Source organism: Microbacterium sp. Leaf151 (assembly GCF_001424225.1).
Lineage (GTDB): Bacteria > Actinomycetota > Actinomycetes > Actinomycetales > Microbacteriaceae > Microbacterium.
The window spans coordinates 450,651-472,492 of record NZ_LMOR01000002.1 but is presented as its reverse complement, the minus strand read 5'-3'; the positions used below and the strand labels follow the sequence as shown (position 1 = coordinate 472,492).

At 69.9% G+C, this 21,842-nt stretch carries 18 protein-coding genes, 1 tRNA gene and 1 other RNA gene; 7 read left to right on the top strand and 13 right to left on the bottom strand.

Annotated elements, in window-relative coordinates; genetic code table 11:
* Positions 1-49: 49 nt before the first annotated feature.
* Complete coding sequence (gene sucB, locus ASF76_RS06305) at positions 50-1,795, top strand: 2-oxoglutarate dehydrogenase, E2 component, dihydrolipoamide succinyltransferase (RefSeq protein ID WP_055954615.1); 1,746 nt, start codon at positions 50-52, stop codon at positions 1,793-1,795.
* 17 nt (positions 1,796-1,812) lie between these two features.
* Here sucB and ASF76_RS06300 read toward each other — a convergent pair whose 3' ends face one another.
* Positions 1,813-2,919 carry a hypothetical protein gene (locus ASF76_RS06300; RefSeq protein ID WP_055954612.1) on the bottom strand — a complete coding sequence of 369 codons (1,107 nt, stop codon included), beginning with the start codon at positions 2,917-2,919 and terminating at the stop codon, positions 1,813-1,815.
* 117 nt (positions 2,920-3,036) lie between these two features.
* Between ASF76_RS06300 and ASF76_RS06295 the strand changes: the two genes are divergently transcribed.
* Entirely contained in the window at positions 3,037-3,747 is a 711-nt protein-coding gene (locus ASF76_RS06295) for a DUF4191 domain-containing protein (protein WP_055954609.1), read from the top strand.
* Between the two features lie 76 nt (positions 3,748-3,823).
* Here the strand turns inward: ASF76_RS06295 and ASF76_RS06290 are convergent, their stop codons facing one another.
* Positions 3,824-4,252: an RDD family protein gene (locus ASF76_RS06290; protein ID WP_055954606.1), complete on the bottom strand. Its 429-nt coding sequence runs from the start codon at positions 4,250-4,252 to the stop codon at positions 3,824-3,826.
* A 132-nt stretch (positions 4,253-4,384) separates the two neighbouring features.
* On the opposite strand from ASF76_RS06290, the gene glnA (ASF76_RS06285) reads away from it, so the two are divergent.
* Entirely contained in the window at positions 4,385-5,809 is a 1,425-nt protein-coding gene (gene glnA / locus ASF76_RS06285) for a type I glutamate--ammonia ligase (protein WP_055954603.1), read from the top strand.
* A 73-nt stretch (positions 5,810-5,882) separates the two neighbouring features.
* On the opposite strand, the gene ASF76_RS06280 is transcribed toward glnA (ASF76_RS06285), so the two are convergent.
* Positions 5,883-6,926: a hypothetical protein gene (locus ASF76_RS06280; protein WP_156459157.1), complete on the bottom strand. Its 1,044-nt coding sequence runs from the start codon at positions 6,924-6,926 to the stop codon at positions 5,883-5,885.
* A gap of 82 nt (positions 6,927-7,008) precedes the next feature.
* Positions 7,009-7,416, bottom strand: a complete 408-nt coding sequence (locus tag ASF76_RS06275; protein WP_055954597.1) for a hypothetical protein — start codon at positions 7,414-7,416, stop codon at positions 7,009-7,011.
* Between the two features lie 162 nt (positions 7,417-7,578).
* Here ASF76_RS06275 and phoA point away from each other — a divergent pair, with 162 nt between their 5' ends.
* Positions 7,579-9,480, top strand: a complete 1,902-nt coding sequence (gene phoA, locus ASF76_RS06270; RefSeq protein WP_055954594.1) for an alkaline phosphatase — start codon at positions 7,579-7,581, stop codon at positions 9,478-9,480.
* 54 nt (positions 9,481-9,534) lie between these two features.
* Here the strand turns inward: phoA and ASF76_RS06265 are convergent, their stop codons facing one another.
* Positions 9,535-9,846, bottom strand: coding sequence for a DUF2277 domain-containing protein (locus tag ASF76_RS06265; RefSeq protein ID WP_055954591.1), 312 nt, complete (start codon positions 9,844-9,846; stop codon positions 9,535-9,537).
* 107 nt (positions 9,847-9,953) lie between these two features.
* Between ASF76_RS06265 and ASF76_RS06260 the strand changes: the two genes are divergently transcribed.
* Positions 9,954-11,651: a long-chain-fatty-acid--CoA ligase gene (locus ASF76_RS06260; RefSeq protein ID WP_055954587.1), complete on the top strand. Its 1,698-nt coding sequence runs from the start codon at positions 9,954-9,956 to the stop codon at positions 11,649-11,651.
* Between the two features lie 123 nt (positions 11,652-11,774).
* Here ASF76_RS06260 and ASF76_RS06255 read toward each other — a convergent pair whose 3' ends face one another.
* Genes ASF76_RS06255 through ASF76_RS06245 form a run of 3 tightly spaced genes read right to left on the bottom strand, consistent with a single transcriptional unit; the run spans position 11,775 to position 16,343 of the window.
* On the bottom strand, positions 11,775-14,765 hold the full coding sequence (locus ASF76_RS06255; RefSeq protein WP_055954584.1) for a bifunctional [glutamine synthetase] adenylyltransferase/[glutamine synthetase]-adenylyl-L-tyrosine phosphorylase: 2,991 nt from the start codon (positions 14,763-14,765) through the stop codon (positions 11,775-11,777).
* A gap of 10 nt (positions 14,766-14,775) precedes the next feature.
* On the bottom strand, positions 14,776-16,116 hold the full coding sequence (gene glnA, locus ASF76_RS06250) for a type I glutamate--ammonia ligase (protein ID WP_055955399.1): 1,341 nt from the start codon (positions 16,114-16,116) through the stop codon (positions 14,776-14,778).
* Between the two features lie 23 nt (positions 16,117-16,139).
* Positions 16,140-16,343 carry a hypothetical protein gene (locus ASF76_RS06245; protein ID WP_055954581.1) on the bottom strand — a complete coding sequence of 68 codons (204 nt, stop codon included), beginning with the start codon at positions 16,341-16,343 and terminating at the stop codon, positions 16,140-16,142.
* A gap of 95 nt (positions 16,344-16,438) precedes the next feature.
* On the opposite strand from ASF76_RS06245, the gene ppgK reads away from it, so the two are divergent.
* Positions 16,439-17,224: a polyphosphate--glucose phosphotransferase gene (gene ppgK / locus ASF76_RS06240; RefSeq protein WP_055954578.1), complete on the top strand. Its 786-nt coding sequence runs from the start codon at positions 16,439-16,441 to the stop codon at positions 17,222-17,224.
* A gap of 24 nt (positions 17,225-17,248) precedes the next feature.
* Here the strand turns inward: ppgK and ASF76_RS06235 are convergent, their stop codons facing one another.
* The 4 genes from ASF76_RS06235 to ASF76_RS06225 all read right to left on the bottom strand — a co-directional run bounded on the left by ASF76_RS06235 (position 17,249) and on the right by ASF76_RS06225 (position 20,597).
* On the bottom strand, positions 17,249-17,539 hold the full coding sequence (locus tag ASF76_RS06235; RefSeq protein ID WP_055954575.1) for a hypothetical protein: 291 nt from the start codon (positions 17,537-17,539) through the stop codon (positions 17,249-17,251).
* Between the two features lie 195 nt (positions 17,540-17,734).
* An RNA gene (gene rnpB, locus ASF76_RS07470) (RNase P RNA component class A) lies at positions 17,735-18,115 on the bottom strand.
* Between the two features lie 31 nt (positions 18,116-18,146).
* Positions 18,147-19,853, bottom strand: a complete 1,707-nt coding sequence (locus ASF76_RS06230) for a bifunctional 3'-5' exonuclease/DNA polymerase (protein WP_055954571.1) — start codon at positions 19,851-19,853, stop codon at positions 18,147-18,149.
* Positions 19,854-19,868: 15 nt separating this feature from the next.
* Positions 19,869-20,597, bottom strand: coding sequence for a zinc ribbon domain-containing protein (locus ASF76_RS06225; RefSeq protein ID WP_055954568.1), 729 nt, complete (start codon positions 20,595-20,597; stop codon positions 19,869-19,871).
* Between the two features lie 265 nt (positions 20,598-20,862).
* On the opposite strand from ASF76_RS06225, the gene ASF76_RS06220 reads away from it, so the two are divergent.
* Positions 20,863-20,935, top strand: a tRNA-Val gene (locus ASF76_RS06220).
* 3 nt (positions 20,936-20,938) lie between these two features.
* Here the strand turns inward: ASF76_RS06220 and ASF76_RS06215 are convergent.
* The gene (locus tag ASF76_RS06215; protein WP_055954565.1) at positions 20,939-21,634 is read right to left on the bottom strand and encodes a DUF1345 domain-containing protein; all 696 of its coding nucleotides are present in this window, start codon (positions 21,632-21,634) and stop codon (positions 20,939-20,941) included.
* Between the last annotated feature and the right edge of the window lie 208 nt (positions 21,635-21,842).

Below are 21,842 nucleotides of genomic sequence, written 5' to 3'. Positions count from 1 at the left end.
AACCGGTCACTAAGCTAGATACCGCATCCGGTACGAAGGAGAACTATTCATGAGCACTTCCGTCGTCCTCCCCGCTCTCGGCGAGAGCGTCACCGAGGGAACGGTCACCCGCTGGCTCAAGCAGGTCGGTGACACCGTCCAGGAGGACGAGGGTCTGCTGGAGATCTCGACCGACAAGGTCGACACCGAGATCCCCTCGCCCGTCGCGGGCGTGATCGAAGAGATCCTCGTCCAGGAAGACGAGACCGTCGAGGTCGGCGCCGTCCTCGCCAAGATCGGCGACGGCTCGGGCGCGACGTCGTCCGACGATGCCCCGCAGGCCGCTCCGGCCGAAGAGGAGTCGGCTCCCGCCGAGGAAGCCGCGCCCGCCGCGTCTGCGCCGGCCGAGCAGTCGGCCCCGGCGGAGCAGCCGGCTCCGGCGGCCGATGGCGACTCGACCGAGGTCAAGCTGCCCGAACTGGGCGAGAGCGTGACCGAGGGAACGGTGACCCGCTGGTTGAAGGCCGTCGGCGACGACGTCGCCGTCGATGAGCCGCTGCTCGAGATCTCGACCGACAAGGTCGACACCGAGATTCCCTCGCCCGTCGCGGGCACGCTGCAGGAGATCCTCGTGCAGGAAGACGAGACGGTCAATGTCGGTGCCGCCCTCGCCCGCATCGGCAGCGGTGCGGCTCCCGCGGCGCAGCCCGAGGCGCCCGCCGCTCCGGCCGCCGAAGAGAAGCCGGCCGAGCAGCCTGCCCCCGCCGCGGAGAAGCCCGCGCCCGCGGAAGAGAAGCCCGCCGCCCCGGCCCCCGCCGCAGAAGAGAAGCCCGCCGCTCCGGCTGCGGAGGAGAAGCCTGCAGCTCCGGCCCCGGCCGCGTCGTCGAACGACGACATCACCTACGTCACGCCCCTCGTGCGCCGTCTGGCGCAGCAGCAGGGCGTCGACCTGGCCTCGGTCACGGGCAGCGGCGTGGGCGGTCGCATCCGTAAGGAAGACGTGCTGAAGGCCGCCGAGGCAGCCAAAGCCGCACCCGCCGCGTCGTCCGCTCCCGCGGCTGCCGCGCCCGCCGCTGCTCCGGCGCCAGTGGAGGTCTCGCCGCTGCGCGGCACCACCCAGAAGATGTCGCGTCTGCGCAAGGTCATCGCCGAGCGCGCCGTCGCGTCGATGCAGGCGACGGCTCAGCTGACGACGGTCGTCGAGGTCGACGTGACGAAGGTCGCGGCCCTCCGCGACCGGATGAAGGGCGAGTTCCAGCAGAAGACGGGCGACAAGCTGTCGTTCCTGCCGTTCTTCGCGATCGCGGCCATCGAGGCGCTCAAGTCGTACCCGATCATCAACTCCACGGTCGAGGGCGACGAGATCGTCTACCCCGCCCAGGAGAACGTCGCGATCGCTGTCGACACCGAGCGTGGTCTGCTGACGCCGGTCATCAAGGAGGCGGGCGACAAGAACATCGCACAGCTCGCTCGCGAGATCGCCGATCTCGCCGCGCGCACGCGCGACAACAAGCTGAAGCCCGACGAGCTCGCCGGCGGCACGTTCACGCTGACCAACACCGGTTCGCGCGGCGCGCTGTTCGACACCCCGATCGTCTTCCTGCCGCAGTCGGCCATCCTCGGTCTCGGGGCCGTCGTGAAGAAGCCGGGTGTCGTGTCGGTCGACGGCAAGGACGCGATCTCGGTCCGCTCCTACGTGTACCTCGCACTGTCGTACGACCATCGCACGATCGACGGTGCGGACGCTGCCCGTTTCCTCGGCGCGGTCAAGGCACGCCTCGAAGCGGCGCAGTTCGAAGGCGACCTCGGCATCTGACGAAGCTGAACACCGGCTCATGATGGCTGGTCCGCGACCGCTCTGACGGCGCGGACCAGCCATCGGTCTTCCTGCCTGACGAGCGTCACGTACTGCGTGGTGGAGTCGACGCTGAGCCGGACGACGACGACTCCGCCGAAGTCGTCGACGAGGTGGATGTCGGCGTCGTCCGCGCCGGCGATCAGCGGCTCACGCGGGAACCCCGAGTCCTCCTCATATGACGCCACGCACGCGGCATCACCGTCGCATCGATCGATCTCCGCGAACAGGTCGCGGGCGGTCCCGACGAACTCGCCGGGCGACGAAGGGCTTGCCTGTCGCTGCTGCTCGGGCTCGCTCACGGCCTCATCGGGCGGCAGTGACGGAGGTGTCACCGTCGGCGCGACGGATACCGGCTGCTCGCCGGTGGACGGGGCGAGCGCCGATGGTGCATTCGCCGACGGAGACCCGCCGGCGGCGCGTGCGACCGACGGCTCGGGCGCCGACGCCGCCGACCCGTCGTGGGTCGGCCACGCCAGCAGAGCCGTCACCACGATGACCGCACCGGCGGTGCACAGCGCGCCGAAGCGGACGGCCGGCGAGCTGCGCCATCGCGCACGCACGTCGCGCAACACCTCGTGCACGGCGTCGGCGAGATCGGCGTCGACGAGCTCGAGCATGCGTGACGGCGCTCCCTTCGTCACCTGCCGGGCCGGCGCGGGCGGCGCCTCCGCCACCGGGGTCAACGGTCCCAAGACGAGCGGGATCGGGCAGGCATGCTGGAAGAGTCGGCGCTCGACGGCATCCCACTCGCGAGGCGGCAGAGTGAGCACGCTCTCCCGGGCGCGCGTCAACATGTCTCGGGTGGCGTCGTCGTCGGTGATCGTCGCGATCCGCTCCAGCGTCTCGGCCGTGGCCGCGATGGCATCCGGTCCCCCTTCCTCTTCTTCGGCGACGGGGCACCCATCGGCCCGCAGCCACCATCGTGTGCCGGCGAATCGTCCCGTCGCGCCGCGGCAGCCACGGAGCAGCGCTATCGCGGCCGTGACCGCCTCGCCCGCCGTGAACGCGACGGCGCTTCGGGCGCGACGCCGGAGGTAGGCGTCGAACGGTTCGACCAGGAGGGAGGTCGCGGAGCTGCTCATCCCCCGATGGTGGCGAAGGGTGGCACCGCCCGCGGCGTGGCGACGTCGGAACGGGGACGGATGACGCGTTCACGGCTCTGGGGAGGAGGGGGCGGTGTCGAAGATAGAATCGTTCTCATGGCCGCTCGTACTTCCACGCCCGAGAAGCGTCCGGGCTTCTTCTCGCAGCTCAAGACCCTCTACACCTTCACCCAGAAGGAGTACCGGTGGCTGCCGTTCCTGCTGGCCGGCATCGTGCTGGTGGGCATCGCCCTCGGCGTGGTCGTCGGCTTCCTGATCCCGCCGCTGGCGGTGTGGAGCATCATCCTGTGGGCGGTGACAGGCCTGCTGGCCGGCATCCTGGCCGCAATGATCACCATGACTCGCCTGTCGACCACGGCGATGTACAAGAAGATCGACGGCATGCCGGGTGCCACCGGCCACGTGCTGTCGTCGTCCCTCGGCCGCAACTGGCAGGCTTCCGAGACCCCGGTGGGCGTCAACCCGCGCACGCAGGAGGCTCTGTACCGCGCGATCGGCCGCGGGGGTGTCGTCCTCATCGGTGAGGGCAACCGCAGCCGCCTCACGCGCCTCGTGGGCGAGGAGCGCGGTCGCGTCCAGCGCATCGCCTCGGGCGTTCCCGTGACGGTGCTCTACATCGGACACGGCGACGACGAGGTGCCGATCGCGAAGCTCGCCTCGACCATCAAAGGCCTCCCGAAGAAGGTCGACCGTGCGACGATGGCGGCCGTCATCAAGCGCGTGTCCTCGGTCTCGCAGGGGCTGTCGTCACTGCCGATCCCCAAGGGCGTCGATCCCACCAAGATGCGGTCGCCGCGCCCGCGCTGATCCCGAGATGAAGAAGTTGATCCCGAGATGAAGAGGGCCCCCGCCGTCGCGGGGGCCTTCTCCGTTCGTGCCTCCATCACGTTCGGACGAGGACGGTGCCGACGATCTTGTCGTGCAGACCGCGCTGATCGGCGTCCCAGACCACAGCGGGGATGATCAGGGCCAGAAGCACGGTTCGCACGATCGGGCGCCACAGCCCCACCCATCCCCCGGATGCCAGCTCGAGGCGCATCCCCATGAGGCGGTGTCCGGGGCTTCCCCCGATCAGCGGGATGAAGAGGATCTGCACGGCGAAGAAGATGACGTTGGCCGCGATCGGGTTCGCGAACGGGACGCCGGTCACCGGATCGGGTGTCGAGAAGAAGGCGAAGCCGACCAGGCCCGCGCTGACGACGTCGATCAGGAGCGCGGCGATCCTTCGGCCCGGACGGGCGATGGAGCCGCGCCCCTCGCGGGGAAGACCCAGTCGCTGGCCCGGATAGTCGTGCTCGGAGGGTGCGCTCACGGCATCCAGAGTAATCGGGGCTGCGTAACACGCCCGAAACATGCGAGATATCGCCGAGACACCGGTTCTGTATAGGGTCGAGGAGGCTGGGCGAGGCCCGCCGATCCCGAATGTTCTACCTCTGGAGTCTTCATGTTCAAAGATTCGTCCGAGGTGCTCAAGTTCATCCAGGACGAGGACGTCAAGTTCCTCGACATCCGTTTCACGGATCTTCCTGGTGTGCAGCAGCACTTCAACATCCCCGCCTCGACCGTCGACGAGGAGTTCTTCACCGTCGGGCAGCTGTTCGATGGCTCGTCGATCCGCGGGTTCGCGAACATCCACGAGTCGGACATGCAGCTGATCCCCGACGTGACCACGGCGTACGTCGACCAGTTCCGCGAGGCCAAGACCCTCGTGATGATCTTCGACATCTACAACCCGCGCAACGGTGAGATCTACTCGAAGGACCCGCGTCAGGTCGCCAAGAAGGCCGAGAAGTACCTCGCCTCCACCGGCATCGCCGACACGGCGTTCTTCGCCCCCGAGGCCGAGTTCTACATCTTCGACGACGTGCGCTACGAGGTGAAGCAGAACTCGAGCTTCTTCTCGGTCGACTCCGAGGAAGGCGCGTGGAACACCGGCCGTCAGGAAGAAGGCGGAAACCTCGCCAACAAGACCCCCTACAAGGGCGGGTACTTCCCGGTCTCGCCGGTCGACAAGACGGCCGACCTGCGCGACGACATCACCCTCAAGCTGATCGAGGCGGGCTTCGCGCTCGAGCGCTCGCACCACGAGGTCGGCACCGGTGGTCAGCAGGAGATCAACTACCGCTTCGACACGATGCTGCACGCGGCCGACGACATCTTGAAGTTCAAGTACATCGTCAAGAACACCGCCGAGCTGTGGGGCAAGGTCGCGACCTTCATGCCCAAGCCGCTCTTCGGTGACAACGGCTCGGGAATGCACACCCACCAGTCGCTGTGGAACGACGGCAAGCCGCTGTTCTACGACGAGACCGGCTACGGCGGACTGTCCGACGTCGCCCGCTGGTACATCGGTGGTCTGCTCGCGCACGCTCCCGCGGTGCTGGCCTTCACCAACCCGACCCTCAACAGCTACCACCGTCTGGTGAAGGGGTTCGAGGCGCCGGTGAACCTGGTCTACTCGGCCGGTAACCGCTCCGCGGCCATCCGCATCCCGATCACGGGCACGAACCCCAAGGCCAAGCGCATCGAGTTCCGCGCCCCCGACGCCTCGGGCAACCCGTACCTCGCGTTCGCCGCGCAGCTCATGGCCGGCATCGATGGCATCAAGAACCGCATCGAGCCCCACGAGCCCGTCGACAAGGACCTCTACGAGCTCCCCGCCGAAGAGGCCGCGAACATCCCGCAGGTTCCGAACTCGCTGCTCGACTCGCTCGAGGCCCTGCGCGCCGACCACGAGTTCCTGCTCGCCGGTGGCGTCTTCACGCAGGAGCTCATCGACACCTGGATCGAGTACAAGATCGAGAACGAGATCCAGCCGATGGCCCAGCGTCCGCACCCCTTCGAGTACGAGCTGTACTTCGGGGTCTGATCGCCGCAGCACCACCCGACGCCCGTCCCCGCCGTTTCGCGGGGGCGGGCGTCGTCGCGTTGCGGCGGGACGGTCAGCGGACGGCCCCCGCGCTGCTGTCTCCGTCGACCACGATCGAAGAGGAATGACGGCGCAGCGTGTCGCGACTCACCCCCGTGAGCTCGTGCACAGCGCGTTGGCTCAGCCCCGCGATGTGCATCAGCGCGACGGCGGCGTCGCGGCGCCGCCGCGGCGGCCATGACCTGAGGCGCTGCACGGTGGCCGCGTGGAGGGCTTCTCCGACGCCGATCTCCGTCATCGCGGCGAACCGTCGGGCGCTTTCGACCGCCTGCTTGATCGCGCGCGGTGTCTCGCCCTGGCGCAGAGCAGCGATCACCCGGATGACGCGGTCGTCGATGTCGCCCACCATGTCACGGAGGAGAGACTCGACCATGGCGACGTCGGGGACGCCGACCTCGATGACCGCATCGACGGCGAGATCGATGCGCGCCTCGATCGTCTCCACCAGGACGAGACCCGATCCGGCACGGGCGCGCACGAGCATCGTGAGTGCCTCGACGTCGTGCACCTGCGCATTCTCCAGGTGCACCGTCATCCCGGATGCCGTGGCGGAGGCGACCGCGTCGACGAGACGTGCGAGCGGAACATCGCGCGTCGTCGCGAGATCGATCGTGGTGATCGCACGTCTCCGTTGATGGGCCATCCACCGTACGCGCAGGGTCTTGCCCGTCCCCTCGGCGCCGACGAAGAGCACCGACCCGCCCTCCCCGAGGCGCTCGGCGACGGAGCTGAGGTGACGCGTCTTCGCCGCCCCCAGGCCTTCCCCGGGGGCGGGCACGACGCGCTCCACCGTCGCGATCGGTGCCACGGGACGGTTCTTCGGCTGGACCGGACGGGGTGATGTGCGTTCGAGGATCCCGGCGATCACCTCGGAGGCGCCCGCTCCGTCGTGATCGGCGATCTGCGCGAGCACGGTTCGCGCCGCCGGGTCGGTGCCCCGCACGGCGAATTCGACGATCTGAGCGAGGTCGTCGGCGGCGAGCCGCACCTGGCGTCGACCGCGAGGCGGTGAACCTGCCGAACGGGTGGTGCGGGCAGTGACAGGGATGACGGACATGAGGGATCTCCCGAGCTGAGGTCGACACGATCGGCCGTCGTTCGACGGCCGCGATCCGCCGCATGAGCGGCGGCGTGCGATCTCAGGTACGGGAGATACCGAAGACGATCAGAGGATGCCGCCGTGGCGGCGGCGCTCCCGACGGCATCGCCCCTCCGCGGACCGCCGCGAGCGGGCGGAGGCTCAGGACAACGAACACGACGGCGGTGAGGACGAGCAGAACCACATCGATCGACCCGTCGGCGGCGACCACGTTCGTCGCGTCGGTGTCGACGGGCGGGACCAGCGCGGCATCCGGAATCGCGTTGTCATCCGCGTGAAGGAGGGAACCGACCGTGATGGCACTGTGCGCCGTGCCCTCGTGGTGACCGCCCGCTTCATCGAAGTGCGTCGTGGCCCAGGCGCAGACCAGGAGGAAGACCGCCAGCGCAAGCCGGACCGCACGCTCGGCGGCGCGCCGGTCGGACGAGCGGGATACGGCGACGGTCATCGAGCCGAGCCTAGGCGCGCGTATCCGAGAGCTGACCGCCGGTGGGCGATTGACTACCGTCTGGACACCTGATCTTCACCTGGGCATCGCGAAGGGGTGACCACCGGGCAGTGGGCTTGGCGTGCGGTCGACGGCCGCCCCGATCCGACGAAGGACTCCCCCATGGACTCTCGCACTTCCCGACGCCTCCGCGCGGCCGCCGCCTCGGTGGCCGTCGCGCTGGCGGCCTCGACCTCGATCGGCCTCGTGGCCGCTCCCGCGCTGGCCGCGACGCCCGACATCACCGAGCACGGTGGAGCGGCTCGCAACGACGGCGACATGACCGACCTGCTGCGCGAGTCGATCGTCGACGGTCCCGCCAAGAACGTCATCCTGCTGATCGGCGACGGCATGGGCGACTCCGAGATCACCGTCGCGCGCGACTACGCCGAGGGCGCGGCGGGGCGGTTCGCCGGTATCGACGCGCTCCCCCTGACGGGGCAGTACACGACGTACTCGATCGATGAGGCGGGCAAGCCCAACTACGCCTCCGAGTCGGCCTCGACCGCCAGCGCCTGGTCGACGGGTACCAAGACGGTGAACGGTCGCCTCAGCGTCGACGTCGCCAACACGCCGCAGGCCACCCTGCTCGAGATCGCCAAAGCCAACGGCCTCAAGACCGGCAACGTCTCGACCGCGGAGATCCAGGATGCCACTCCGGGCGCGCAGATCGCCCACATCTCGGCCCGTGGATGCTACGGCCCCGAGCAAGCGTCGAAGAACTGCTCCGCGGAGGCGCTCGAGAACGGCGGCCTCGGCTCGATCAGCGAGCAGCTGCTCAACGTGCGCCCGGACGTCACCCTCGGCGGCGGCGCGGCGAGCTTCGCGCAGACGGCGAAGGCGGGCCCCTGGGAGGGGCGGACGCTCTCGGACCAGGCGCGCGACCGTGGCTACGCCCTCGTGGACGATGCCGCCGGTCTCGACGCGATCACCGCGGCGGATGCCGATCGGCCCCTGCTCGGGCTCTTCAGCGAGGGCAACTTCCCCGTCCGCTGGAACGGCCCCGCGGCGACCGATCTGACCTCCGGTGGCGAGCTCCCCGCTCCGGTCTCCTGCACGGAGAACCCCGATCGTCTGGCCACGGGTCTGTCGCTGGCATCGCTCACCTCTAAGGCGATCGACCTGCTCGACAACGACAACGGCTTCTTCCTGCAGGTCGAGGGCGCGAGCATCGACAAGCAGGACCACGCCGCCAACGCCTGCGGTCAGATCGGTGAGACGGTCGACCTCGACGAGGCCGTGCAGGTCGCCCTGGAGTTCGCACGCACTCAGGGCGACACCCTCGTGGTCGTCACCGCCGACCACGCGCACACGAGCCAGATCGTGGGCTCGGCGATCCCCGGCCTCAACACCCACCTGCTCACTGCCGACGGCCAGCCCCTGATCGTCGCGTATGGAACCTCGCCGGCAGGCGGCTCGCAGCAGCACACCGGCTCCCAGGTGCGTATCGCCGGGTACGGCCCGGGTGCGGCGAACGTCGTCGGTCTCACCGACCAGACCGACCTGTTCTTCACCGCCGCGAACGGCCTCGCCCTCTCGCAGAACCTCGCCGCTCTCAGCGCGCAGGCGACGGTCAGCGTGCCCGCCGAGGTCCGCCCGGGCGACCCGCTCACGGTGGCCGCCGACGGCTTCGCGGCCGACTGGCAGCTCGCCGGCACGGTGTCGACGACAGGCGACCTCGGGCAGCGCGACGCGCTGCGCGGCTCCGCGCGTTTCGCGACCACGGCCCCGACGGCGGAGGGCACCTACGAAGTCACGGTGAGCGGTGCGCAGACCGGTGTCGTCAAGACCGCGTCGTTCCGCGTGTCCGCCTCGGCGGCTCCTACCCCGACGACCACTCCCACCCCTCTGCCCTCGCCCACGGCCGGGGCGGGCGCTGCGGGCGTGGGGCAGAACGGCGGGGGTTCGCCGCTGGCGATGACCGGTGCGGCTCTGCCCTTGGGCGCGATCGTGCTGGCGATGGGACTGCTCGCCGTCGGCGTGATCCTGCGTCTGCGTCGTCGTCGCCGCACCGAGTTCGTCTGATCCGACTCTCCCCGATGCCCGTTCCCGCACTCGCGGGGGCGGGCATCGAGGCGTTCAGGCGGTGCGTTCGGCCCGCTTCTGCTCCTGGAACACCCGGATGGCCTCGTAGCGTTCGGCCGAACGCGCCTGCCGCTTCGCGGCCTCGACTTCGCGGACCTTCGGCGGTGCCGCGGTGACGAGGTCGTCGAGCAGCAGGCGGACGGACGCCGTGATCTCGGCCACGGCGTGATCGAAGACCGCCTCATTGGCTCGCGACGGCGTAGTCGTCCCCACGATCTTGCGCACGAACTGCAGTGCGGCGTCGTGGCATTCAGCGTCCGTGGCCGGCGGCGTGAAATTGTGCAGGGGGATGATGTTGCGGCACATGCCCCACAGGGTAGGCCGATCGCGGGCGCATGGCGAGAGGGACGACCGATGGGTCCGTCCCCGTCAAGTGCGGGCGGGATGTCGGAGGGGCTTGGAAGGATGGAGGCATGCCGGAGTCTCCTTACGCCTCGCGTCCGTGGTCGACCTCGTACGCCGAGGGCGTCCCGCTCGAGATCGACGTGCCATCGCAAACCCTGCCCGAGATGCTGGCGGCCTCCGTCTCGTCGTACGCAAAGAAGGTGGCCCTGGAGTTCTTCGGTGCGCAGACGACGTACGCGCAGCTCGGCGATGACATCTCGCGTGCCGCCGAAGGGCTCCGCCGGCTGGGCGTCCGCGCGGGCGACCGGGTGGCGCTGGTGCTCCCCAACTGCCCGCAGCACGTCGTCGCGTTCTACGCGGCGTTGCGCCTGGGAGCCATCGTCATCGAGCACAATCCGCTGTACACGGCGCGCGAGCTGCGCCACCAGTTCGAAGATCACGGGGCTCGCTTCGCGATCGTGTGGGACAAACTCGCCGACACCGTCGCCGATTTCCCGTCCGACCTCGCGCTCGAGCACATCGTGAGCGTCGACATCACCGCCGCATTCCCGCTCTCCAAGCGGCTGGCCCTGCGTCTGCCGATCACCAAGGCCCGCACGGCACGCGCGCAACTGACGGCGACACCCCAGTCGAAGCGTCCGAGCCGCTGGGAGAAGCTGCTCACCCGCGGCACGTTGTCGAAGAAGCACCCCGGCCCGCGGGTCGATGACATCGCCCTGCTGCAGTACACCAGTGGCACGACCGGCACGCCCAAGGGGGCGATCCTGACCCACGCCAACCTGCGGGCAAACGCGATGCAGGGGCGGGCGTGGGTGCCGGGGCTCCACGACGGCGAAGAGACGTTTTACGCCGTACTCCCGCTCTTCCACGCGTACGGCCTGACGCTGTGCCTGACGTTCGCGATGAGTATCGGCGCGAAGCTCGTGCTCTTCCCGAAATACGATCTCGATCTCGTCGCCGCGGCCGCGAAGAAGAGCCCGCCGACGTTCCTGCCCGCGGTCCCGCCGATCTACGACCAGCTCGCGCGCGCCGCCGCGCGCGGCTCGATCGATCTGACGAGCGTGCGGTTCGCGATCTCCGGGGCGATGAGCTTGCCGGTGGCGACCGTCGACCGGTGGGAACAGGCCACCGGCGGGCTGCTCGTCGAGGGCTACGGCATGACCGAGTCGTCCCCGGTCGCCCTGGGCAACCCCATCGGCCCCTCGCGGCGGCCGGGAACCGTCGGCGTGCCGTTCCCCAGTACCGAGATCCGCATCGTCGATCCCGAGAACCCGGCCGTCGACCGTCCGCTCGGAGAAGCGGGCGAGTTGCTGCTGCGCGGCCCCCAGGTCTTCCGGGGGTACTGGCAGCGCCCGGCCGACACCGCCGACACCCTGCTGCCCGGCGGCTGGCTGCGCACCGGCGACATCGCTACGGTGTCCTCCGACGGGTTCGTCACCATCGTCGACCGGTTGAAGGAGATCATCATCACCGGTGGCTTCAACGTGGCGCCGACCGAGGTCGAAGACGTGCTCACCTCGCATCCCGACATCGAGAGTGCTGCGGTCGTCGCGCTACCCAAGCCGCGCGGCGGAGAAGACGTCGCCGCTGCCATCGTCGTCCGTGACGGTGTCGACATCTCGTCGGAGACGGTGCGCGACTACTGCAAGACGCGCCTGGCGGCGTACAAGGTGCCGCGCCGCATCGTCGTGGTCGACGACCTTCCGCGCTCGCTCATCGGCAAGGTGCTGCGCCGCGAGGTACGAGAGCGCCTCATGGCGTCGTGAGGCTCGCGGGCTCGGAGCAGATGTCCGCGGGACGCACCCGCGGCCGGCGTCGGACGGGCAACGTACGGCACCGACGAGCCACGAGGTAGGCATGGATGCCGGAGCTCCCGGCAGCCATGCGCCTCAGCCGTAGAAGAGCTTGTCGAAGACGCGCCGAGCCCGACGTGTCGCACCGAGGTAGTCCTCTTCGACGCGCGTCGCCGAGCGGGGCGGATACTCGAGGATTCGCCCGATCCCGTCGAGTCGCACCCGGTCGGCGGGCAGGACGTCGCTCGTCTGCCCCGACAGGAGCGTGTTCGCCGAACGCAGGCGACTTGCGAGATGCCAGGCGGCGGCGAGCTTCTGCGCCGCGTCGGCCTCGACGATCCCCGCCTCGACCGCAGCGTTCAGCGCCGTCAGTGTCGAGGTGGTGCGCATTGCCGGAACGGCTCGGGCGTGTTGCAGCTGCAGCAGCTGCACGAGCCACTCGACGTCGCTGAGCGATCCGGGGCCGAGCTTGAGGTGACGCGCGGGATCGGCGCCCTGCGGGAGCCGCTCGTTCTCGACGCGCGCCTTGATACGGCGGATCTCGCGCAGACCGTTCTGGTCGGCCGACGCCGGATAACGCACCTCGTCGGCGAGCGCCATGAACGCGGCGATGAGCTTGACGCTGCCCGCGACGCCCCGGGCGCGCAGCAGCGCCTGTGCCTCCCACGACAGCGACCATCGCCGGTAGTACTCCGCATACGCCTCGATGGACCGGGCGAGCGGGCCGCTGCGGCCCTCGGGCCGGAGCTCGGCGTCGAGGTCGAGCGGTAGGCGGTGGTCTTCCGAGTGCTCCCGGATGCCGGCGACGAGTTTGAGCGCCAATTGACCCGCGCGCTGCGGGTCGACGCCGTTGGCGCGGTAGACGTACATGACGTCGGCATCCGACCCGAACCCCATCTCGCGCCCGCCGAAGCGCCCCATCGCGATGACCGCGAAGTCGAGGTCGTCGTCTTCGGGCGGCACGACCACGCGTCGCACCGCGCGCAGTGTCGCCTGGATCGTCACCTCCGTGATCGTCGAGAGGGCGTCGGCGAGTTCTTCGAGCGACACTGTTCCGAGGACCGCGGCCATGGCCACCCGCAGCATCTCGCGGCGGCGCAGCGCCCGCACCGACCGCATGGCGTCGTCGATGTTGTGCCAACGGGTCTGGATCGCCCGCGCCTCTTCTTCGAGGGCTTTGCCCGAGCGAGGTCGAAGCAGGGCATCGTCGTCGAGCCAGGCGACGGACTCGGGGATCCACTCCATCAGTTCGCCGATGTAGCGCGAGCCCGAGAGCACGCGCGTGAGACTTTCGGCCGCGCCCGCGGAGTCGCGCAGCATGCGCAGGAACCACGGCGTGTTACCGAGCCGCTCACTGATGCGGCGGAAGACGAGGAGGCCGTAATCGGGATCGACGCCGTCGGCGAACCACCGGATCATGACCGGCATGAGGTGCCGCTGGATCGTCGCCTTGCGGCTGAGGCCGCTGGTCAGTGCCGCGATGTGGCGAAGCGCCCCGGCGGGGTCGCGGAAGCCGATGGCCGCGAGACGGTCGCGCGCCTGCGCGGTGGACAGCGTCCGCTCCCCCTCGGGCAGCGATGCCACGGCCGACAGCAGCGGACGGTAGAACAGGCGCACGTGGATGTCGCGGACCTCGCGCTTGATGGCTTCCCACGCCGCTTGGACCCCGGATGCCGAGTCGGCCAGCCGGGTCGCGCGCGCGAGCACTCGGAGGTCGTCGTCCTTCTCGGGCAGTAGCGCCGTCCGGCGGAGCCCGCGCAACTGCAACCGGTGCTCGAGCAGGCGCAGCGTGCGGTAGTCGCGGGCGAACGCCTCGGCTTCGGAGCGGCCGATGTATCCCTCAGCCACGAGCGCCTCGAGGGCCTCGAGGCTGCCGCGCTGGCGAATGCGCTCGTCGGTCAGGCCGTGTACGAGCTGGAGCAGCTGCACGGTGAACTCGACGTCGCGGATGCCACCGGGCCCGAGCTTGAGCTGACGGTTCACCTCGGCCGAGGGGATGTGCTCGGTCACGCGCTCCCGCATGCGCTGGACGCCCTCGACGAAGTTCTCGCGCGCGGCGCTGTGCCACACCAGCGGCTGCACGGCGGCGATGTACTCGGCGCCGAGGGCCGGGTCACCGGCGATCGCCCGCGCCTTGAGCAACGCCTGGAATTCCCAGCTCTTCGCCCACCGGTCGTAGTACTGCTGGTGCGACGCCAGACTGCGCACGAGCGCGCCCTGCTTGCCCTCGGGGCGCAGGTTCGGATCGACCTCCCAGAGGGGCGGCTCGATCTCGGGGCCGGAGATGCCGCGCATCGTCTGCACGGCGAGGCGGGTACCGATGTCGATCGCCCGAGCCTCCGAGACGACATCGTCGTCGGACGTTCCTCCGACGAAGATCACGTCGACGTCACTGACGTAGTTGAGCTCGCGCGCGCCCGTCTTGCCCATCGCGATGATGGCGAAGCGGGTGGCCTCGACCTGCTCGCGGGGGAAGGCGCCGGGCCCGGGAGCCGACACCCGAGCGCGGGCGACACTCAGCGACGCCTCCAGCGCCGCGCCGGCGATGTCGGCCAACGCCGCCGAGACGACGTCGATCGCCCCCGCCGGGTCGTCCTGACCGAGGTCGTATGCCGCGATACGCGCCAGCAGGCGGCGGTAGCGCACCCGCAGCGCGACCCACGCGGCATCCGAAGCCTCCGACGCGAATCCATCGACGTCGCCGACGGATTCCAGCAGCTCGGCGCGCATCGACTGCTCGTCGGGAACGGTGAGGCCCGCACCCGACAGGTGCACGAGCTCATCGGGATGCCGAAGGTAGAACTCCGCGAAGCCGTCGGACGCCCCCACCAGATCCCACAGCGCACGCCACGCGCCCGCGTCGGCGGCAGCCGCTCTCACGGCCGCCGCGTCGCGCCGGGCCACCTGCAGGATCGCCCGCAGGGCTCCGTCGGGGTCGGCCACGCGCTGCGCCAGCCGCATGGCATCCGCCCGGTCGACACCGACCGTCTCGTCGAGCTCACCGAGCAGGGTGTCCGCCTCGGTGAGCCGCGAGAAGCCGGTGCGAGCGAGCGCGGTGAGCGCGGTGGAGCGATCGCCCGAGGTCATGGGACGACCGTCAGAGTGCTTCGAGGTTGCTCGCGAGCTCGAACGGCGTCACCTGGGCGCGGTACTGCTGCCACTCACGGCGCTTGTTGAGCAGGACGTACTTGAACACCTGCTCGCCCAGCGTCTCGGCGACGAGCTCGGACTCCTCGAGGTACTCGAGAGCGTGGTCGAGGCTCGCCGGCAGAGGCGCGTAACCGAGGGCCCGGCGCTCCGAGTCGGTGAGCGACCACACGTTGTCTTCCGCCTCGGCGGGGAGCTCGTACTCCTCCTCGATGCCCTTGAGACCAGCCGCGAGCATGAGCGCGTACGACAAGTACGGGTTGGCCGCGGAGTCCAGCGCGCGATACTCCACACGGGTCGACTGGCCCTTGTTCGGCTTGTACAGCGGCACGCGCACGAGCGCGGAGCGGTTGTTATGGCCCCAGCAGATGAAGCTGGGTGCCTCGTCGCCGCCCCAGAGGCGCTTGTACGAGTTGACGAACTGGTTCGTCACCGCAGAGATCTCGTTCGCGTGGCGCAGTAGGCCCGCGATGAAGTGGCGACCGACCTTCGACAGCTGGTACTGACCGCCCTCTTCGTAGAAGGCGTTCATGTCGCCCTCGAAGAGCGAGAGGTGGGTGTGCATGCCGCTGCCGGGCTGACCGCTGATGGGCTTGGGCATGAAGGTCGCGTACACGCCCTGCTCGATCGCGACCTCTTTCACGACCGTGCGGAAGGTCATGATGTTGTCGGCCGTGGTGAGGGCGTCGGCATAACGCAGGTCGATCTCGTTCTGCCCGGGGCCGCCCTCGTGGTGGCTGAATTCGACCGAGATGCCGAGGTCTTCGAGCATGCGCACCGAACGGCGGCGGAAGTCGTGCGCCGTGCCGCCGGGGACGTTGTCGAAGTAGCCCGCCGAGTCGACCGGCTGCGGGCGTCCGTCGGGGCCGAGCTGCGACGACTTCAGCAGGTAGAACTCGATCTCGGGGTGCGTGTAGAACGTGAACCCGGCGTCGGCGGCCTTGGCGAGCGTGCGCTTGAGCACGTGGCGGGGGTCGGCGACGGCGGGCTGGCCGTCGGGCGTGGTGATGTCGCAGAACATGCGCGCCGTCGGGTCGATCTCACCGCGCCACGGCAGGATCTGGAACGTCGTGGGGTCGGGGTGGGCGAGCAGGTCGGACTCGTACGAGCGGGTGAGCCCCTCGATCGCCGATCCGTCGAAGCCCAGTCCCTCGGTGAACGCCCCCTCGACCTCGGCCGGGGCGATCGCCACCGACTTCAGCGTCCCCACCACGTCGGTGAACCACAGGCGCACGAACTTGACGCCGCGCTCCTCGATCGTGCGCAGGACGAAATCACGCTGCTTGTCCATCGTCATCCCTCGTATCGGTGCGGTCAGCGGGCGGAGCCGGAGCCCCAGTCGTCACGAGCCTCTTCTTCGGCCCACTTCTTCGAACGCTCCTTGAAGAGCTGCGGCGCGTTGGCCGCCTCTTCGGCGGTGTCGAAAGGGCCGGCGCGGTCGACGGCAGGTGACTCGTACCCTTGCTCGACCTGACCGGTCTCGAGGTTGTACCAGTACTTCGTGTTGTCGTCGCTCACGATGCTCCTCACGTGGGTCTCGCGTGTCGGCGTGAACCGCCGGTGCTCCCCCGATCCTACTGATGCCGACCGCGCGGCTGGATAGGCTGAGGGGTATGGCAACGAATGCGTCTCGTGCGGTCGGAGTGGACATCGGCGGAACCGGCATCAAGGCCGGGATCGTCGACCTGGATGCCGGAGAGCTCGTCAGCGACCGCGTCAAGGTCGCGACTCCCGCAGGTGCCGAGCCCGCCGACGTCCTGACCGCGGTACGCCAGGTGCTCGAGACGCTCGAAGCCCCCGCCGATCTGCCGCTCGGCGTGGCCTTCCCGGCCATCGTGAAGAGCGGCAAGACACTTTCGGCGGCGAACGTCTCGAAGACCTGGATCGGCTTCGAGGCGGAGAAGTTCTTCGAAGACGGTCTGTCGCGTGGCATCCATTTCGCGAACGACGCCGACGTGGCCGGAATCGCCGAGGTGCGTTACGGCGCGGCGAAGGGCGTCGAGGGTCTCGTGATCCTCACCACGCTCGGCACCGGGATCGGCTCGGCCATGATCTACGACGGCGTGCTCGTGCCCAACAGCGAGCTCGGCCACCTGCAGCGCGCCGGTCACAAGAAAGATGCCGAGCACTTCGCCGCTTACTCGGCAATGGAGCGCGAGGAACTGTCGTGGGACAAGTGGGCCACGCGCCTGCAGTGGTACTACGACTACGTCGAGTTCCTCTTCAGCCCCGACCTGCTCGTCGTCGGCGGCGGCGTGTCGAAGCACTCCGAGCAGTTCCTCCCGCTGCTGAAACTGCGCGCGCCCATCGTGCCGGCGAAGCACCGCAACAACGCGGGCATCATCGGTGCGGCGTCCCTCGCCGTTCCCGTGCCTGAGGCGCTGCCCGCCGTCAAGTAGACGGCGCCCTGGTCGTCCCCGTCGTCATGCGGCGTCGACCTGCCGCACGCTGACGGCGTTACGCCACACCACCGGCGCCCAGTGCCCGCCCTCGCACGGCACCTCGAGCATGACCACGCGGTCGTTGCCGCCAGTCGCCCAGGCCGGTTCGCGCGTGGCCGCCCGGTTGGGCCACGTGACCCATGCCCACACGGGACGCTTCTGCGCGTACCACTCGATGGGTCGGGCGCCCCACGTCTCGGGTTGCAGGGTGCACGGGGCGATGGATGCCAGCACCCGCGCGACCATCTCGTCGCTGACCCTCGTCGAACCCATGCGCCGGACCCCTTCCCCGGCCGTGGTCGATGTTAGAACATAACTCCGACATTCACCCCGGGGTTGGACGGGACGCGCACGCGTTCGTCCGCCGACACGCCGCGACCCTCCTGAGGCAGGGGGCCAGCAGGAGGGTCGATGGGTATTCGGCGCGAAGCGCCGGTCGGTTTGGATGCGCTGTGCCGCGCGTCAGGGCGAATGGGCCGGCCTGTACGCCGGGTTCTGTCCGGGGACCCTTCGACAAGCTCGGGGCCCCGTGGACGGTCATCTCTCTCGGCGACACGTTGCCGTGCCGCTCCAGCGGCCTACCCGGGGACTCGGCGAGCCGCGTCAGCATCCCCTGTCTGGCCTTGCTCCGGACGAGGTTTACCTCGCGGGTCGTGTCACCACGACCCCGGTGGTCTCTTACACCACCCTTTCACCCTTACCCCGAACCCCTGCGGGCCGAGGCGGTCTGCTCTCTGTGGCACTGTCTCGCGGATTGCTCCGGGTGGGCGTTACCCACCGTCCTGCCCTGTGGAGCCCGGACGTTCCTCGGCACGGGCGAACCCGTGACGCGACCGTCCAGCCGACCCATTCGCACCGCCCAGTCTACCGGCGGGCGCGCTCAGCCCTTTTCCGCCGTCTGGCCGACGCGCAGGTCGAGGGGGAAGTCGATCGGGAACGTGCCGAAGAGCAGTCGGCCCGCCGATGCAGCCGACTCGCGCACGGCCTCGGCCACGGCCTCCGCGTGCTCGAGGGGGGTGTGCACGACGATCTCGTCGTGGAGGAAGAACGCCAGGTGCGGCGCCCGCCCGAACACCGCGCCCGATGCCGGCGCCGCGCGGGCGGCATCCACCTCGGGGAGGGCGGCCAGGCGCGCGCGCAGGTCGGCCAACCACGCGAGGGCCCACTCGGCGGCAGTGCCCTGCACGACGAAGTTGCGGGTGAAGCGGCCCCGGTCGCGTGCGGAGCGGCGGGCGCGAGTCTCATCGACTCCGGATGCCGCGGCGTCGCTCGCCCGCGACTGCAGCTCGCGCCATGACTCCCCCGCCAGGGGTGACGTGCGCCCGAGCCACGTGTGCACGACTCCCCCTTCTTCACCCGTGCGGGCGGCGTCGTCGACGAGCTGCATGGCCCGCGGGAAGGTGCGCCGGAGCCGCGGCAGCAGACGCCCGCTCTCACCCGTCGTGGCGCCGTACATCGCACCCAGCATCGCGAGCTTCGCCTCGGCGCGGCTGGCGACGGCTCCGCGCTCGACGATGCCGGCGTAGAGGTCGCGACCGGATGCCGCTTCGGCCAGCGCGGTGTCGCGTGCCATCGCCGCGAGCACGCGGGGTTCGAGCTGAGCGACGTCGGCGGTGACGAGGGTCCAGCCAGGGTCGGCACGGACGGCCGTGCGCAATGATCGCGGGATCTGCAGAGCCCCGCCGCCGGATGACGCCCAGCGGCCCGTCACGACCCCTGCCGGAACGTAGACGGGGCGGAACCGATCATCGCGCACCCACTCGTCGAGCCACGCCCACCCGTTCGCGGTGTAGAGGCGCATGAGCTTCTTGTAGGCGATGAGCGGAGCGACGGCGGGGTGGTCGTGCTCGGCGAGCTCCCATCGGCTGGTGGACTGCACCATCAGTCCCGCGCGGTGGAGCGAGCGCAGCAGGCGCGGCTGGGAGTCGAGAGAGGCCGAGGGATCGCCGAGTGCCGCCCGCACGGTGACGGCCGCCTGTTCGATGCGGACGGGGAGCCCTCCCCCGCGCCGGGCGCCGAGTTCACCCTCGAGCAGTTGCTCGTGCGCGGCGCGGCTCCACGGCACTCCTGCGGCATGGAGCTCCGCCGAGATGAGTGCCCCCGCCGACTCGGCCGCACACAGCAACCTCAGCGCGCCGGGTATCTCCGACGACGTGATCGCGGCGACCTGGCGGCGGTACTCCGCCACGGCGGCGTCGGCGCTGTCGGGGACCCCGGATGCCGAGTCGCCCAGGTCGAAGAGCGTGTCTCCGACCGCGGGCACGGCGCTGTCGGCTTCCCATTGCGTGGCGTGGCGGAGACCGTGGTCGTCGGTCAGCGCCTGCGCCTGACGAAGGATGGCGTGCACGAGCCGGAGGTCCCAGGCGCGAGCGACGCGCACGCCGGCCGCGAGCAGGCGCGGATAGGTGGCGGAGGTGTCGGCCCAGACCCATCGGACCTCGCCCGCGCCCTCCCGTGTGGAGACGGCGTCGGCGAGGGCGTCGACGTCGATCTCGGTGGCGCCGGACGGCACGGCATCCGGCCCTACGGAGACGAGGGCGATCCGCCCGGTCGCGCTGCGCCCGACGACGACCGTGTCAGAGACCACGGACGCCGATCGGGGTCATCGGGATTCTTCGGTGCGAACGAGGATCGCGCCGCACTCGGGGCAGAACACCACCTCGTCGGTCTGCGAGCGGCGCACCACGTTGAGGTCGCTGGGCGGCAGCACCATTCGGCATGCTTCGCACGCACCGGCCAGGAGGAGTCCGGCCCCGTTGCCGCGGGACGCGAGACGCTCGTAGAGGGCGAGCAGGGCGGCGGGGACCGAGGCGGCGACGGCGTCGCGATCGCGACGTGCGCCCTCGAGGCGGGTGGTCGCGTCGGCGACGGTGGTCTTGGCCTCGGCGCTCAGCTGCGCGCCCTGTGCGTTGGTGTCGGCGATCAGCGCTTGTTGCTCGGCGACGGCGGCGTCGGCAGCCTCGAGGCGCTCCATGAGGGTGATCTCGATGTCTTCGAGGTCGTCTTTGCGGCGCCGGAGCGACACCAGCTCGTTCTCGAAGCCCTGTGCCTGCTTCGCGTTCGACGAGGCGGCGAGCCGCTCGGTGTCGCGGGCGATTCGGGCGTCGACCACGGCGACGTCGGACTCGAGACGCTTCAGTTCGGCGGTGATGTCGTCACGCGCGTTGGCTCGGGACCCGAGCTCTTGCGAGAGGGCGCCCCGCTGCGCGATCAACTCGCGGACGCGCTCGGCCTGCGGCGGGTTCGCGGCGACCTTCTCATCGCGATGGATTCGCGCATCGAGGTCGGCGAGGTCGAGCAGTTTGCGCTGGTCGGCGGGATCGGCATTCACGGTCTCAACGCTACCCCGGGGGTGGGACATCGGCGGTGCGTCCTCGGACCAGGGGGCGCCGCGGCTTCCGGTGGGCGGCTTCACCCGCGCGGCGAGATCACTCGATTTGTCCGAGATTAACTGACTTTCTGCCGAACGGTGTGTGATGTCGCGAAGGGCATGTCGTCTCGCGGCTCTCCGGCGGATCGGCGCGGGCCTTGGGACGGCGCGGGCATCGGGATGGCGCGGGCCTCGGGACGGCGCCGCGCTAGACTCGTGGCATCCCGGGCCTTTAGCTCAGCTGGTAGAGCGCCACGTTTACACCGTGGATGTCGTCGGTTCGATCCCGGCAGGGCCCACCCTCAATTCAGGACGTTCACGCTCCGCGCGATGACCAGCGCGAGCAGGATGAACCCCGACACCGCCTGCACCATCATGAACAGCTTCGCGCGCGACGACAGCGGCATGACGTCGGTCGGGCTGAACGCCATCGCGTTGGATGCCGAGAAGTAGAGGTAGTCGACGTAGCCCGGCGCCCAGTGGTCGACGTCGGACGAGCGGCGCCGCACCTCGCTCACCGCGTCGCCGTCGGAGTCCTGCGGGAACTGGAAGTCGGCCGCGGGCAGCGCGTCGCGCAGGTCGCGGCGACGGGCGATGGGTCCGCCCCGGTCCATCTCCCAGTAGACGACGGCATAGCCGATGACGTTGATCGCCCACACCTGGGCCGCCCCGAGCAGGGTCGTGGCCCCCTCGCCCTCCCCCTGCAGCAACTGGCGGATGAGCAGCACGAGGGCAACCTGGTTCGCGAGCAGCAGGAGCGCCGTGAACGCCAGCGCGAAGCCGCGCCCCAGGCGCGAATCGCGCGTCAGCCGGGCGGGGTTGGTGGCGATCATCGGGATCGCGCACAGCACACCGGCGCCCACCACGACGTAGCGGAGCACACCCGACGCCTCGCTCGGCAGGACGGCGTACAGGCCCGTCCCGACGGCGAGGGCGATGAGCACCGGCCACCGATGCTCGGGGCGGGTGCGGAACGTGGCGGGATCCTGCGGGCTCACGCGCTCAGGCTAGACCCGCGAGGCTCGCCTCCCCCGCCCGTGCGACGTGGCCCGGCATCCTTCATGAGGAGCACACGGATGCCGCAGACGTCTCGACGTCGAACAGTAGCTGCGAGCGTGCGGCGGGGCGTATCGGCAGCGCGCATCCGGGACCGCCCCGACTCGCTAGGGTGGACTCTGGTTGATTGTGCGGAGCAGACAAGGGTTG